Origin of the sequence: Saccharothrix ecbatanensis, from assembly GCF_014205015.1 — a bacterium.
Taxonomy (GTDB): domain Bacteria; phylum Actinomycetota; class Actinomycetes; order Mycobacteriales; family Pseudonocardiaceae; genus Actinosynnema; species Actinosynnema ecbatanense.
The window spans coordinates 3,064,817-3,080,171 of the sequence record NZ_JACHMO010000001.1 but is presented as its reverse complement, the minus strand read 5'-3'; the positions used below and the strand labels follow the sequence as shown (position 1 = coordinate 3,080,171).

Sequence of the window (15,355 nt, the reverse complement as noted above, 5' to 3'; positions counted from 1 at the left end):
GGACGACCTGTGGACGCGGCTCGGCTGCTGTGGCGGTCTAGAAGCGGGCTCCGACGTCGGCGCCGTTGCTGGGGCGCAGGAAGTTGGAGGACGGGATCGAGCCGTCGGCGTTGCGCGGTCCGGTGATCGTGGCCGTGTTCGTGCTCTCGAACGACCACGAGCCGCCGATGTTCCACGAGTTGCCGCTACCGCTGGAGTTCGAGCCCAACGACACGTTGGTGCCGTTGGCCGCCGCGAGGTTCTTGGTCAACGTGCTGTCGGAGCGGTCGACCTGGAACCCCGTCTTCGGGTTGTCCCACGCGGTGCTGCGCTCGATCCTGTGCTGCCCGGGGTTGTTGTTGTCGATGAAACCGCCGACCGCGTTGTCCCACGTCATGCTGTTGCGCACGGTGTGGTTGGCGGACACGCCGTTGCCGCCCAGCTTGAACCCGTTGCCGTCACCGGTGTAGTTGGGGATGTTCCAGCGGTTGAACCCGTTGCCCCAGGCCAGGGAGTTCTCCGTGAGGATCGGCGAGGAGAACATCCAGTAGTCCAGGCCGTCGTCGGCGTTGTTCCACAAACGCGCGCCGCGCACCACGTTGCCGGTGCCGGAGCCCTCCTTGATGGCCAGCCCGTCCGCGCTCTCGCCGTTCTTGCGCGGGTCGCGGTTGCCGTAGCTGTCCAGGTTGAGGATCTGGTTGTTGCTGGTCGCGAGGACGAGGTGCAAGCCGGTCTCGTAGTTGTCCCGCGTGATGAGCCGGTCATAGACGTTGTTGCTGGAGTCCAGGCCGAAGATGCCGTACGGGCCGTGGATGATCTCCAGGCCGATCAGCCGCCAGTAGTCACCCTCGATGTGGATCGCGCCGCGCTGCGCCCGAGGGATGGTGGAGCCGACGTCGCCCGGCGTGTAGGGCATGTTCTCGCCGTCGAGGATGACGCGCTCGTTGTTGTAGTTGCGCATCGTGATGGGCTGGCTCGCCGTGCCGTCCTTGAGGATCTGGATGTTGGTGCTCGGCGCGTACGTGCCACCGCGGATGTGGATGGTGTGGCCGGGCTGTGCCAGGTCGACCGCCTTCTGGATGGTGCGCAGGGGCGCGGCCAGGGTGCCCGGACCGCTGTCGTCGCCGTTGGTCGCCACGTACAGCGCGTTGCCGACCGGCACGTCATCGACGCTGACGTCGAGGTAGTCGATGTTGGGCAGGCCGGTCGAGGTGGTCGGGTCGAGCCGGATCGTGTTGCCGCCCGCGGCCAGCGGGACGGTCAGGGACTTCGACACCCAGGTCGACCACGCGCCCGTCGCCTCGAACGAGACGGACTGCACGGTGGAGCCGTTGACCACGAGGTTCGCGGATCGGCTGGTGGTGGCGCCGTTGGAGAACCGGACCGCGATGGTCGCCGAGTCCGCTGTCGGCGCGGTGACGCTGAACTGCAATCCGGCGCCGGCGGCGTTGGTGCCGTTGCAGAACCCCGAGCCGGAGTAGCCGGACCAGTTGGAGTCGATGGTGCCGGTGCACACGGCCGGCGAGGTCTCGGCCTCGTACCGCGTCGGCGCGGCCTGCGCCGTGGACTGGGAGAGCACGACCACCGCGCCGGCTAACAGACTCGCGCACGCGATCAGGGGTTTGACATTCATCGGGAGGTCTCCGTGGGATCGAGTCGTCGCGTTCACGCCTATGAATTCATAAACTGTTCGGGAAGCGGCCCCCACGGCAAGTTAACGCAACCCGCTGGAACGCACAATAGTGGACGAAGAAACCCGACGCGGGTTCACAATGATGAACAAAATAGGGGCATCGGCGCATTGGTCCGCCAATGGATCAACGGTCGATTAAGCCGAACAGCCTATTTTGGTGTCATCGTCCGCGCACCGGTCTTCATGCTTGGCCAACGCGCCGAGGTCGTTCTCCCGATGGCCGCACCGGTAGCAGGAGTGCATCAAGCGGTTCAGGAAGTGGGCGCGTCCCTCGTCCGGCTGCTGGTGTTGCCAAGGCTTGAGGTCCGTCATCACGACTCTCCGGGAGCGGCGGGAGGGTTCAGGCCGATCGCGTCGACGGCACGAGCACGTCGGTGTCAGCGGGACCGTCGGCTTCATCGAGTCGGACCCGGCCGGCTGGAGGACCGTCCGCGCACGGAGCGGGGATGCGCAGCGGGCGGTGGTCCGGATCCGGGGAGAGCAGGCCCTTGCGGTACGCGAGCGAGACCGCGTGCGTGCGGCTGCTGGCTCGGAGTCGGCGCAGGACCGCTTTCACGTGGGTGCGGATCGTCTCCGGCGACACCACGAGCGCCTCCGCGATCGCCACCGACGTCATGCCCGCGGCGATCATCTCCAGCACTTCCATCTGTCGCGGGGACAGTCGGCTGTCGTCACGGTCCACACTGGTTGACGTCTCGGCGACGTCACCGACAGCGGGCGCACGGACGGCGACTGAGAGGCGGCTGCGGTGGGCCCGGCGGATAACGGCCACCAGATCGGCGGGATGGGCGCCCAACGGCATGACGCCGCGTGCGCCGGCGGCCCGTCCGAGGCGGGGGAGGTCCGGTGCGGGGTGGTCTTCGTTCAGCAGCACGAGCACGGTCGGAACCCGACCGGGGCGGCAGAGTTCGGCGATCAGGGTTCCCAGCGGGTCCGTGGCACTGTCGACGAGGACGACATCGGGGCGCACGCGGCGCAGGTCGGCGAGCGCTTCACGTGGGCCGGCGACGGCGCCGAGCCACCGCATGCCGGACCGTTGCACCACCGCTCGCAGTCCTTCGCGGACCAGCGGAGTGGCCACGACTGCCGCGACGGTCAGGGCATCCGACGCGGTGTCGGATGGGCGCCCGGCCCGGACCGGGCGATCCGCCGGCTCGGCCGACTCGATCACAGGCACTCCTTCCGCCGCGGCGGCCGGCGCTCCTGGCGCCGACGTCGTCAGACAGGCCACCGCTGCGAGGCGGACACCGATGTAACAGGTACAGGAAAGTATCAGCTAGACCGCGGCGTTGGACACGCACAGCTCTGACATGTCGCGCAGCGTGCGCAAGGATTTCTGGGGTGCCAATGCGCCGTGTCCTCGGACAACGCGGTTCTGAGGGCGACGTCGCGGACGGCACGTCACTCGGACGACGTCACCCGCCGGGGTTAATCCGGTTGGTAGGGCAGCTCGGGCAGCGGGAAGTCGGGGTCGAGTTCGATCCCGGCATCCTTCAACACGTCGTCGAGCAGCGCCCAGACCGCGGACGTCAGCCGCTGCACGAGCTGCTCCCGGTCGAGTTCGCCGGGCGCCGTCAACCACCGCACCGTCGCGGACTCCACCATCCCGGCCACTCCGAACGCCATGCTGTCCACGGGCCGCTGGTCCACTCCGAGCAGTTCCGTGTACGCGGTCAGGAGTTCGCGCACCCTCTCCGCGATCTGCACCCGCAGGTCGGCCGCCTTCCCGCGACGGCCCGGAGCCGGCCCGACGGCGCGCACGACCATGTAGTCGTACAGCGCGAGGTTGTCGGCCATCCACGACACGAACGTGCCCACGATCCGGGTGATGATCTCCCGGGCACTGCCGCTCGGCCGGGCCAACTCCGGCGTGATCGCCGCCGCGAACACCTCCGCCACGCGGTGCGAGACGGCGTCGTGCAGGTCGTCGGCGTCGGCGAAGTGCCGGTACAGCTGCGGCCGGGAGACACCCGCGCGGTCCGCGATCTGCTCGGTGGACGCCCACGGACCGTGCTCGGCGATGGCGGACAAGGCAGCGGCCACCATCGCCGCGCGCCGCTTCTCCCGATGTCCGGCCCACCTGGCAGCCCTGCCGTCCACACCCGAGCCCCGCCGGCCGCTGTCCTCCACCCAGGCAGCGTATCCACACCGACGAGGATGATCGACAGCAGCGAGCGCCGGTAGCCCTTGGCTCGCGGGCGAGCCCTACCTCCGCGATCCGGCCGGGTAGGTGGTGTAGGTGAACCCGGGAAGCTCGACCAGTTCGGGCCTGTTTCCGTTGGCGCTCAACTGGTCGAGCATGAACTGCGAGCCGGCGGTCGCGATCTGCGCGGCCGGGTCCTCCATGACGTAGCGCAGCCGGGTCACGATGGCCCGCTTGTCGTGGACCGACCGGACGACCGGCATGGCGTTGACCACCTTGGTGTCTTCGTCGACCACGGGCGACTGGTCGATCCTCTTCTCGAAGGCCGGGTAGTTCGGCCACATGAGACCGCTCATCTGCGCCGACGACATGGAGCTGTACCAGAGCCTGCGGTACAGCGACTCGGCCCGGGCGCACGCCTCGCTGTCGGCGAGCTCCTCGATCTCGACGGTCGGCGCGAACGGGGCGATGATCAGCCGAGCCGGGTCGAGCTTCCGCTCCGACGCCTCGTAGAGGATCGGGCACACGTTGTTGGTCTGCCAGGTCAGGCCCGCGCTCAAACGCCCGGCACGACCGGCGACGATCACCATCAGCCGGGCCCAGTCGATGGGCTGCTCGTGGAGCCACTTCAAGGTCCGGTGGACCGCGTCCAGTGCCGCGAGGGCGAACGTCGCCGCCATCATGTCGTTGAACGGCACGGGTACCGCGTTCGGCCCGTCGCCGTCGAGCAGGTTCGCGCGCAGGTACTCGAAGTCCAGGAGTTCCGGGTTCACGAGCGCGCGTTCCAGGTAGTCCGCGGTGGTCGCACAGGTGTAGTCGACGAGGTCGGTGATCTTCTCCTCGTGCCCCCGCCACGCGGTGACCGCGACCTCGTCACGCCAGTACGAGACGTTGTTGAAGTCCTGGACGACGCGGCATTGCGCGATGAGCTCCCTGGCGTCGGCCTCCCAGCCGGGGTGGCCGAGTTCGCGCAGCCGGGCCAGGTAGGGGATCGCAAGGCCGAGGTGCGAGACCGCGGTGATCTCGAAGAACCCGCGGGTGCCCTTCCTGAAGTTGACCGTCGCGGGCGGGCGTCCGCCGCCCGGGAACAGCACCAGGTCGGTGCCCGTCGCCACCAGCAACGGTGTTTCGGAGTGGGCCGCGCCCAGTTGCCGCTGGAGGTTCTGGCCGATGCTGTCCGGGGCCGAGGTGAACAGCTCGAACAGCCGCATGAAGTGCGAGTTGGGCTGGTATCGCATCGAATTTCTCCTTGTTCGGTGTGGGTCAGGCGTTGTCGAGTGAGAGTTCGTAGACGATGCTGTCCTGACGGAACCGCCCGTCCGCGGTGAGGCTGTTGGCGACTACCAGGAAGCTCTTGCCGTCGGCCTCGAAGAAGCTCGCGTCGGTTCCGCCGAAGGTGGGGAACTCCTCGACCACTTCGAACTTGCCGTGGTCCCACCTGTACAGCTGGGACATCAGATCGGTCTTGGCCACGGGCGGCCTTCCCTGGACGAAGCAGACACGGACGAGGAACAGGTCGTCGCCGTGCCGGAAGAGTTCGAACTCGCGGCCTCCGACACCGCCGAGTGACTGGTGGGGCTCGAAGAGTTCACCGTTCCAGCGGTGGAGCGTCGATTCGCCGTTGATGCACGCGAAAGCGAGCCACTCCTCGCCGTCCTGCGAGAAGTGCAGGAAACTCCGGCCGAAACGTTCGCCGAACGTCTGGTACGGGATGAAGGAATTCCCGTCCCAGCGGTAGACGACACTGGGCGAAATGTGGTCGGCATAGCCCAGGAAATGGTGTCCGGCGACGCGGAAGTAGTCCCAGTTGTAGCCCCAGCGCCCGCCCAGGACCTGGAACTCCTGCCACCGTCCGTCGATGCGCTCGAAGATGACCGAGCGTCCATGGCCCTGGGGTGAGAGGCCGGGCATGGTCAACCCCTGGGCCAGTGCCAGGAATTCGCGGTCGTCGATGGAGAAGTGGTGCCACTGTTTTGCGCCGAAGGTGGGCAGGGTCTCGTCGACAATCCACTTCCCGTCGTCGTCCTCGCGGTAGATGAGTGAGTCGACGTCGGTGTTGTAGGGGCCTTTTCCGGTGCGGAGGTTGGCGAACGCCAGGTAGGTCTTCCCTCCGCTGCGGAAGGTCAGCGCGTCCTCACCGCTCGGGCAGGGCAGGCGGTTCACCTCTACGAACTGCGCTCCTTGCCAGCGGTAGAGGATGGCGTCCACGTCGGCATTGCCGCCGTTCATGTCCGCGGCCTGTCCCGGCACGTCTTCGGCCAGTTGCGGAACGACGAGGTGCAGCCCGTGGTCGGTTCGGAAAACGTGCGCGCTACGAGCGCCGGACGTGGCGAGACGCTGGTGGACCGAGAGGATGTTCGCTTTCGGGTGATTTGGGTCGGTGATTGACACGGAAACTCCTTAACGGTTGGTCCTTTGTGGATGTTCAGTGCGCCGCTGAGCGAGCAGCAGGATGGCGAGCACAGCGGCGACCATGAACAGTCCGGCCGCCGTCGCGATGTAGCTGTACACGCCTGTGGCGGAGTTGACCGTGGTCCCGTCGACCACGTCGCTCGTGGCGGACAGGACTGCCGCGCCGATGAAGCTGACCCCCACCGAGCCGATCGCGCTCGTGACCGCGACCATGCTCGCGATCACGCCTTGGCGGTGTGGTGGTGTGAGGGCTCCCGCCATGTTGAACCCGGAAGCCACCAGTGATCCCATGCTGAGGTTCAGCAGGACGGCGAAGGAGATGGCGGCCGGGAACGAGGACGCGCCGATGAACATCCCGAGGGCTCCCGCGGTGCCCACCAGCACGCCTCCGGCCAGAGCCACGGCCGGGTCGGTGCGGGCCGCGAGCCAGCCCGAGAGCAGTCCTCCCGCCATGATCCCGATGGCGGGCAAGCCGAAGAGCAGGGCGAGCGAGCCCTGGGCGTCGAGCCCGTAGCCGAGCCCCCGGTCCGAGGAGACCTGGGCGATGAGGCTGAGGAGCTGGTCCATGCTCTGCCCCGCGCCGGTGGCGAGCACGACCACGAGCAGTGTGAGCACCATCGGCCGGCCGAGGTTCCTGATGTCGATCACCGACTCGGGAACCCGGCTGGAGACCAGGTACCACCGGGTCAGCGCCGCGACGCCGACGCCCAGCAGCGCGAGCGCGCCGGCACTGAGCCAGCCGATGTCCGTACCGAGGCTGATGTAGCCGAGCACCGCGACGAGGCCTCCGCCGAGCAGGAGCGTTCCCGCGACGTCGACCCGTCCCGGCGTCCTCGACTCCGATTCCGGGACGAAGGCGCGGATGCAGGTCACCGCGACGACCGAGAACACCGCCGAGGCCACGAACACGACCCGGAACCCGGACTCCGCCGCGAGCCGTTCGACGCTTGCGGTCAAAGAGATCCCGACGACTCCCGCGCAGGTGGTCACCGCTCCCACCGCGGGCATCGCGATCCGTGGTGCGCAGAGGTCGCGGACGATCGAGACGGTCAGGAACACCGCCGCCACGGCGGCCCCCTGGAGCATGCGCCCGAGCACGAAGATCCAGAGGGTGGGCGCGGTGAGGCATACCAAGGCGCCACCGCAGGTGACGAGCAACGCGACCGTCAGCATCCGGCGTTTGCCGTGGATGTCGGCGCTCTTGCCGAACAGCGGCGCCCACATCGCACCCGCGAGCATCGCGGTGGAGCTGATCCACGCCGCCTGGCCGGTGTCGAAGTGGTCGAGCATCTGCGGCAGGACCAACAGGGGCATCACGATCACCGAGTCCGCCGTGATGTTCGCCAGGAGCAACGCGGCGATCTGCCCGACGAGCCGTGGGTTCCACCGCGTGTGTTGTGGCGTGCCCGGCGGGCCGTGGGCGCTCATGGTGGTATCCACGAAACTCCTTCGGTGAGGTGCGGCACACGCAGACAGCGTGAGAAGTGCTCGCTCGTGCAACCGAATGTAGGAATCGTCCGCACCGGCCGGCAATGCCGAAGCGCCCATTACCGTGGATTCTCACCAGGTTCCTACCGTTCTCAGGGCAAACTTTCGTGCAGTGCGGTGAGTCTCTCCGTGAGAATCATCGGCAATGGTCGAGATGGGGGAAGGAACTGGATGACATGCACCGTGTTGATCGCCGATGACGACCGTGCGATTCGTGAGTCGCTCGTTCGCGCGCTGGAGCTGGAGGGCTATGCCGTCGTGGACGTCGACGACGGCGTGAAGGCGGTGACCCGAGTCCGTCGGCAGAAGTTCGACGTCCTCGTGCTGGACGTGCTGATGCCCGAGCTCGACGGGCTCGGCGTCGTCCGGCTCCTGCGAGCGGAAGGTGACCGGGTGCCGGTGCTGATGCTCACGGCGAGGGTCGAGACCTCCGACCGGGTCGCCGGTCTCGACGCGGGCGCCGACGACTACCTGCCCAAGCCCTTCGAACTCGATGAACTCCTGGCGCGGCTGCGCGCCTTGCTGCGCAGGGCGGTCCCGACGGAGGACACCGGCGATCGTGCCCTGTCCGTCGGGGCGCTGCGGCTCGATCCGGCCAGTCGACGCGCGTGGTGGGCGTCGACCGAGCTGAACCTGAGCAAGACCGAGTTCGACCTGCTGGAGCTGCTCATGCGCAACGAGGGGGTCGTGCTCGACCACGCGACGATCTACGACCGGATCTGGGGCTTCGACTTCGGCGGGGACTCCAAGAACCTGGCGGTCTACGTCGGCTACCTGCGGCGCAAGCTGGTGGCGGCGGGCGCCTCGTCCGTGATCCACACGGTGCGCGGTGTCGGGTACACGGTGCGGCACCCGTGAACCTCGGCACCCGGCTCGCCCTCGCCTTCGCCCTCGTCGCCGCGTTCGTGGCGGGGGTGGTCGGCGTGCTCGGCTTCCACTCGGCGGTCGAGCGCGTGGTCGATGAGGTGAACCGCGGCCTGCAAACAGCCTCCACCGCCGTCATCGACGGACACCACGGGGTGCTGCACCACCCGGTCAGCGATGTCACCGGCGACGAGGGACGGCTGACCGCGCAGCGCATCGAACCCGGCGGCGGCGTCACACCGCTCGGCGGACGCGCCGTGACCTTCCCCGTCAGCGACGCCGACCGCGCTCTCGCCGCCGAATCCGCACGTGGCGCTACCAGGACCGCGGAAGTGATCGTGCGGCACGACACCTACCGGGTGCTGACCACGTCCCTGGGAGACGGCGCCGGTGCGGTCCAGGTCGGCATCGACGTGAACCGGTCACGACAGGTGATGAGCGGGCTGGCGAAGGAGATCGCCCTGCTCACGCTGCTCGTGACCGCGGTCGCCGCCGGCCTTGGCTGGGTGTTGGCTCGCCGGATCACCCGTCGACTGGTCCGGTTGACCGCGATCGCCGAGGAGGTCAGCGCCACCGGTCTTGGCGCAGGTGAGGTCCCCGTGGAGGGGCGGGACGAGGTGGCGCGGCTGTCGTCGTCGTTCAACACCATGCTGCGGAGGCTCGCGGACTCGCGGGAAGCGCAGGAACGACTGATCCAGGACATAGCGCACGAGTTCCGCACGCCCCTCACGAGCCTGCGCACCAACGCCACCGTGCTACACCGTCTCGATCAGCTCCGGCCGGAGTCCCGCGCGCGCCTGCTCGCCGACGTCGAGGGCGAGACCAGGGAGCTTTCCCACCTCGTCAACGAACTGATCGCACTGGCACTCGCGAGGGGGACCGACGAGGAGGAGACCGACGTCGAACTCGCCGAAGTCGTCCGCAACGCGGCCGCACGTGCACAGCGCCGGACCGAACGCGAGATCAACGTCGAGTCCGACCGGACACGGGTGCGCGGACAGCGCCTCGCCCTGGAACGCGCCGTCGGCAACCTGCTGGAGAACGCCGCGAAGTTCGACACCGACGGCGCCGGTCCGATCGACGTCGAGGTCCGCGCGGGCACGATCGCCGTGTCAGACCGCGGACCCGGCCTCGGCGCCGAGGACCTCGGCAGGATCTTCGACCGGTTCTACCGCGCGGACGCCTCGCGGTCGCTACCCGGCTCCGGTCTCGGCCTGGCCATCGTGGCCGGCATTGCCGAGGCTCACGACGGGACCACCTTCGCCAGGAACCGGGCCGGTGGCGGAGCGACGATCGGCTTCACCATCGCTTCCGGCCGGCTCCTGCCCGGTTGCTGACGTCGGCCTGGCAGGCTCCGGCATCAGGGTCGCGTAAGGAACCGGGCTACAGGCGTCGTCGGGACGGCTGAGCCCGCTAAGGTCCGCCGCAGAGGTCGGGAGCATGTCTGCGCGGACGCTTCCGGCCCGCGAGCTGTGTCCGACAGCCCCGGCGCGGCGCTGGACGGTCGACGAACGCGCGGACGACCACATCCTGCTCTTACAAGTCCAGGCGTCTCCACGCTGGACCGAGACACTTAGGCCCCTGCCCTCATGCCCAAGCTCGCCTCCGTCACCAAGCGGCTCTTGGTCGGGCGGCCGTTTCGCAGCGACCGCCTGTCCCACACGCTGCTGCCCAAGCGCATCGCGCTGCCCGTGTTCGCGTCCGACCCGATGTCCAGCGTGGCGTACGCGCCGGAGGAGATCCTGCTGGTCCTCTCGGTCGCGGGCGCGTCGGCGTACGTGTTCAGCCCGTGGATCGCGCTGCTGGTCGCCGTGGTGATGGCCGCCGTGGTGGCCTCCTACCGGCAGAACGTGCGCACCTACACCTCCGGCGGCGGCGACTACGAGGTCGCCACGGTCAACCACGGACCGCGGTGGGGTCTGGTGGTCGGCAGCGCACTGCTCGTGGACTACGTGCTGACCGTCGCCGTGTCGATCGCCTCGGCCGCGTCCACCATCGGCTCGGCCGTGCCGTTGGTGGCGTCGCACAAGGTGGAGTTCGCGGTCGGGGCGATCGTCGTGCTCACCGCCATGAACCTGCGGGGTGTGCGGGAGTCCGGCACCGCGTTCGCCATCCCCACCTACGCCTTCGTCTTCGGCATCCTCGCCATGATCGTGTGGTCGCTGGTGCGCGTGTACGTGCTGGGCGGGGACGTGCGGGCGGAGAGTGCCGACTTCGAGCTCGTGGAGGAGCACGGGAGCCTGGCCGGGCTCGGGTTCGCGTTCCTGATCCTGCGCGCGTTCTCCTCCGGAAGCGCCGCGTTGACGGGGGTGGAGGCGATCAGCAACGGCGTGCCCGCGTTCCGCAAACCCAAGGGCCGCAACGCCGCGACCACCCTGCTGATGATGGGCGTGCTGGCCATCACCATGTTCCTCGGCCTGATCATGCTGGCCCGGCTCACGGGCGCCCAGGTCGCCGAGGACCCGGCCCACCAGCTGATCGGGGCGCCCGCCGACTACGAGCAGAAGACCCTGGTCGCCCAGCTCGCCAACGCCGTGTTCGCCGGATTCCCACCCGCGACCTGGTACGTCATCTTCTTCACCGGCCTGATCCTGGTGCTCGCCGCGAACACCGCGTTCAACGGCTTCCCGGTGCTCGGCTCCATCCTCGCCCAGGACCGCTACCTGCCCCGCCAGCTGCACACCCGCGGCGACCGGCTGGTTTTCTCCAACGGCATCGTGTTCCTGGCAGGGTTCGCCATCGTCCTGGTCGTGGCCTTCGACGCCGAGGTCACCCGGCTGATCCAGCTCTACATCGTCGGCGTGTTCATGTCGTTCGTGATCAGCCAGAGCGGCATGATCCGCCATTGGACCCGACTGCTGCGCACCGAAACCGACCCCGCGGCACGGCGACGGATGCGCCGCTCCCAGGCGGTCAACGCCTTCGGCTTCGCAATGACCGCCCTGGTGCTCGCGGTCATCCTGATCACCAAGTTCACCCAGGGCGCGTGGATCTCACTGGCCGCGATGGCCGCCATCTACGCGTTGATGAGCGCGATCCGCCGCCACTACCAGCGGGTCGGCGAGGAACTGCAGGAAGACGACGACGACCCGCCGATCAGGCTGCCCTCCCGCAACCACGCGATCGTGCTGGTGTCCAGGATGCACCGACCCACCAAACGCGCCCTCGCGTACGCCAAAGCGCTGCGACCGGACCGGCTCGAAGCCGTCACCGTCAACGTCGACGACCAGGACACCCGGCACCTCGTCGCCGAGTGGAACAAGCAGAACTTCTCGATCCCGCTCAAGGTCGTCGAATCGCCCTACCGCGAGATCACCAAACCGGTCCTCGACTACGTCAAGCGCATTCGCACCGACAACCCCCGCGACGTCGTCACCGTCTTCATCCCCGAATACGTCGTCGGCCACTGGTGGGAACAACTCCTGCACAACCAGAGCGCACTGCGCCTCAAAGGCCGACTCCTGTTCGAACCCGGTGTCATGGTCACCAGCGTCCCCTGGCAACTCGCCTCCTCCGCGAAGGTCCACGACCGCACCACGCCGGCGCCAGGAGCCATCCGCCGCGGCATCTACTCGAAGAACGGCGACCGGCAAGAACCGTGAGTCGGGACGCGCATCGGTCGGGTTGGCGAGCCGATCCTCCCTTGACAGGGTGCTCACTGGTCTAGTCCAATTCCCCACACGACCTGGAGGCCGCCACCACTAGGAGGAGAACGATGTCGCGCAAAGTCCTGTTCGCCAGGGCGGCGGTGGTGGCGGCGCTGGTGGTCGGCGCGGCGGCGGTGGGCTTCACGCCCGCGTACGCCGCCTCGGTCACCGCGACGTTCACCAAGACCGCGAGTTGGGAGACCGGCTACACGGCGCAGTTCTCGATCAAGAACGGGACCAGCGCGTCGATCTCGGGGTGGAAGGTCGAGTTCGACCTGCCCGCCGGGTCGGCGGTCGGCGCTTACTGGGACTCGTTGCAGACGAACGCCGCCGGGCACTACACGTTCACCCACCGGGAGTACAACGGCAGCGTCGCGCCCGGCGCCACGGTGACGTTCGGCTTCAACGCCTCGGGCACCGCGTCGCCGGCCAACTGCAAGATCAACGGCGCGTCGTGCGCCGGGTCGACGACGACTACAACGACCACCACCACCACGACCACGACCACGACAACCGGGCCGACCACGACCACGACCACGCCACCGGCCACCGGGCTGCCCAAACGCGTCCTGGTCGGCTACCTCCACGCGAGCTTCGCCAACGGCTCCGGCTACATCCGCATGAAGGACGTCACCGACGACTGGGACATCGTCAACCTGTCCTTCGCCGAACCCACCTCCGCGACCTCCGGCGACCTGCGCTTCGCCCAGTGCCCGGTCGCCGAGTGCCCGAACGTCGAGTCCGAGGCCGAGTTCATCGCGGGCATCCGGGAGAAGCAGGCCAAGGGCAAGAAGGTGCTGATCTCGATCGGCGGCGCGAACGGCCAGGTGCAGCTGTCGACCACGGCCGCACGTGACGCGTTCGTCCGCTCGGCGTCGGCGATCATCGACAAGTACGGCCTGGACGGCTTGGACGTCGACTTCGAGGGCCACTCCCTGTCCCTCAACGCCAACGACACCGACTTCCGCGCCCCCACCAGCCCGGTGATCGTCAACCTGATCCAGGCGTTGAAGACGCTGAAAGCCCGCTACGGCGCGAAGTTCGTCCTCACCATGGCCCCGGAGACGTTCTTCGTGCAGATCGGCTACCAGCACTACGGCGGCAGCGGCGGCGCGGACCCGCGGGCGGGCGCGTACCTGCCGGTGATCCACGCGCTGCGCGACGACCTGACCCTGTTGCACGTCCAGCACTACAACTCCGGCCCGATCATGGGCCTGGACAACCAGTACCACTTCATGGGCGGCCACGACTTCCACGTCTCGATGGCGGACATGGTGCTGGCGGGCTTCCCGGTGCGCGGTGACGCGACGAAGTTCTTCCCGGGGCTGCGGCAGGACCAGGTGGCCATCGGGTTGCCGGCGAGCGTCAACGCGGGCAACGGGTTCACGTCGGTCGCGGAGGTGCACAAGTCGTTGGACTGCCTGATGAAGGGCGCGAACTGCGGCACGTACAAGCCGAAGGCCGTGTACCCGGACTTGCGCGGGCTGATGACGTGGTCGGTGAACTGGGACCGCTACAACGGATTCGAGTTCTCCCGTTCGCACCGGGCGTACCTGCCCCGGTAGCCGCTGAGGACCCGCCGGGGTGCCACCCGGCGGGTCCGTCCGCGTTCACAGGCGGGGGAACAGGGGTTGTGGTTGGGGGAGCCGGTCCGACAGCGTGACGCACTGCCCGGAGATCCGCGCGGCCAAGGTCGGGATGAACGGGGTCAGCTCGGTGGCCAGGACCCGGCAAGCCGACAGCAGGGCCGCGATGGCGGAGTCCAGCCGCCGTCCCGCGCCGACGTCACCACCGCGTTCCGCTCGGGCCAGCTCCCACGGCCGAACGCGCTCGATGTAGCGGTTGGCCTCCTCCACGATCCGCCACACCGCCGCCGCGGCACGCCTGAAGTCGAAGTCGGTCAGGGCTGCGTGGACGAGGTCCGGGCACTCCCGGCACGCCGTGGCCAACGGCTCCGCGCCCGCGTCCGGCCCGGCGCACACGGGTGGTCGCCCGTCCCGGTAGCGGTGGGCCATGACGGTGACCCGGTTGACGAGGTTGCCCAGGCCGTTGGCCAGGTCGTCGTTGGCGCGGGCGACGAGTCGGGCGACGGTGAAGTCGGCGTCACCGACGCGGGGCACCTCGCGGAGCAGCCACCACCGCACCGCGTCCGCCCCGTATCGGTCGGCCAGGCCCACCGGGTCGACCACGTCACCGGCCGACTTGCTGATCTTGCGGCCGTCGGTGGTGAGGTAGTCGTGCACCAGGACGTCGGTCGGCAGCGGCTCGCCCGCGGACAGCAGCATGGCCGGCCAGTACACCGCGTGGAAGCGGAGCACGCCCTTGCCGATCACGTGCACGCGCCGGTCGTTCTCCACCCACCAGCGCCGGTAGTTCGAGCCGCCCTCGCCGTAGCCCAGGCTGGTGATGTAGTTGCCCAGAGCGTCCCACCACACGTAGACGACCTGGTCCGGGTCGTCCGGCACGGGGATGCCCCAGCCGTGGGCGCGCGTTCGCGACCGGGAGATGCTGAAGTCCCGCAGCCCGGCGGCGATGAACCCGAGGACCTCGTTGCGCCGCGAGGCCGGTTCGACCCGGATCGTGCCGCCGGCGATCAGGTCGTGCAGCCGGTCCGCGTAGCGCGACAACCGGAAGAACCAGTTCTCCTCGGCCACGAGCTGTGGTTCGACGTCGTGCTCCGGGCACTTGCCGTCCACCAGTTCGGCGGACGTGTAGAACTGCTCGCAGCCGACGCAGTACAGGCCTTCGTAGTGCGTGCGGTAGATGTCGCCGGCGTCCGCGCAGGCCCGCCACAGCCGTTCGACGCCGGAACGGTGCCTGGCGTCGCGGCTGGTGCGGATGAAATCGGTGAACGACAACGCCAGCGGCTCGCGCAACGCCGCGTACGCCGCCGAGTTCCGGTCGACCAACTCCGCCGTCGACAGACCTTCCGCCTCGGCGGCCAGCACGTTCTTCAGCGAGTTGTCGTCGGTGCCGGTCAGGAACCGCACCCGGGCGCCGCGCAGGCGGTGGTGCCGGGCCAGCACGTCGGCCTGCACGAGCTCCAACGCGAATCCGAGGTGCGGGCGGGCGTTGACGTAGGGGATTGCGGTGGTCACGTAGAACCGCGACGACATGGCGGCGACGCTA

General features: G+C 68.6%; 11 protein-coding genes. 4 read left to right on the top strand and 7 right to left on the bottom strand.

Annotated elements, in window-relative coordinates; all coding sequences use genetic code 11:
• Window positions 1–37: 37 nt before the first annotated feature.
• From F4560_RS13220 to F4560_RS13195, 6 genes are all read right to left on the bottom strand, one after another.
• Window positions 38–1,612, bottom strand: a complete 1,575-nt coding sequence (locus F4560_RS13220) for a right-handed parallel beta-helix repeat-containing protein (protein ID WP_246477789.1) — start codon at window positions 1,610–1,612, stop codon at window positions 38–40.
• 400 nt (window positions 1,613–2,012) lie between these two features.
• On the bottom strand, window positions 2,013–2,843 hold the full coding sequence (locus F4560_RS46120) for a response regulator transcription factor (protein ID WP_184919928.1): 831 nt from the start codon (window positions 2,841–2,843) through the stop codon (window positions 2,013–2,015).
• A 257-nt stretch (window positions 2,844–3,100) separates the two neighbouring features.
• A complete protein-coding gene (locus F4560_RS13210) occupies window positions 3,101–3,802 on the bottom strand; it encodes a TetR/AcrR family transcriptional regulator (RefSeq protein WP_312869293.1) in 702 nt (233 codons plus the stop codon).
• 75 nt (window positions 3,803–3,877) lie between these two features.
• A complete protein-coding gene (locus F4560_RS13205) occupies window positions 3,878–5,053 on the bottom strand; it encodes a DUF5624 domain-containing protein (RefSeq protein WP_184919927.1) in 1,176 nt (391 codons plus the stop codon).
• A 25-nt stretch (window positions 5,054–5,078) separates the two neighbouring features.
• A complete protein-coding gene (locus tag F4560_RS13200) occupies window positions 5,079–6,206 on the bottom strand; it encodes a hypothetical protein (protein WP_184919925.1) in 1,128 nt (375 codons plus the stop codon).
• A gap of 9 nt (window positions 6,207–6,215) precedes the next feature.
• Window positions 6,216–7,667, bottom strand: coding sequence for an MFS transporter (locus F4560_RS13195; RefSeq protein ID WP_312869292.1), 1,452 nt, complete (start codon window positions 7,665–7,667; stop codon window positions 6,216–6,218).
• 219 nt (window positions 7,668–7,886) lie between these two features.
• On the opposite strand from F4560_RS13195, the gene F4560_RS13190 reads away from it, so the two are divergent.
• The 4 genes from F4560_RS13190 to F4560_RS13175 all read left to right on the top strand — a co-directional run bounded on the left by F4560_RS13190 (window position 7,887) and on the right by F4560_RS13175 (window position 13,791).
• The gene (locus tag F4560_RS13190; protein WP_184919923.1) at window positions 7,887–8,573 is read left to right on the top strand and encodes a response regulator transcription factor; all 687 of its coding nucleotides are present in this window, start codon (window positions 7,887–7,889) and stop codon (window positions 8,571–8,573) included.
• Entirely contained in the window at window positions 8,570–9,916 is a 1,347-nt protein-coding gene (locus F4560_RS13185; RefSeq protein ID WP_184919921.1) for a HAMP domain-containing sensor histidine kinase, read from the top strand. The genes F4560_RS13190 and F4560_RS13185 overlap by 4 nt, the downstream gene beginning before the upstream one ends.
• 252 nt (window positions 9,917–10,168) lie before the next feature.
• Window positions 10,169–12,181: an APC family permease gene (locus tag F4560_RS13180; RefSeq protein ID WP_184919919.1), complete on the top strand. Its 2,013-nt coding sequence runs from the start codon at window positions 10,169–10,171 to the stop codon at window positions 12,179–12,181.
• A gap of 113 nt (window positions 12,182–12,294) precedes the next feature.
• Entirely contained in the window at window positions 12,295–13,791 is a 1,497-nt protein-coding gene (locus F4560_RS13175) for a chitinase (protein WP_184919917.1), read from the top strand.
• Window positions 13,792–13,836: 45 nt separating this feature from the next.
• On the opposite strand, the gene metG is transcribed toward F4560_RS13175, so the two are convergent.
• The gene (gene metG, locus F4560_RS13170) at window positions 13,837–15,342 is read right to left on the bottom strand and encodes a methionine--tRNA ligase (RefSeq protein WP_184919915.1); all 1,506 of its coding nucleotides are present in this window, start codon (window positions 15,340–15,342) and stop codon (window positions 13,837–13,839) included.
• Between the last annotated feature and the right edge of the window lie 13 nt (window positions 15,343–15,355).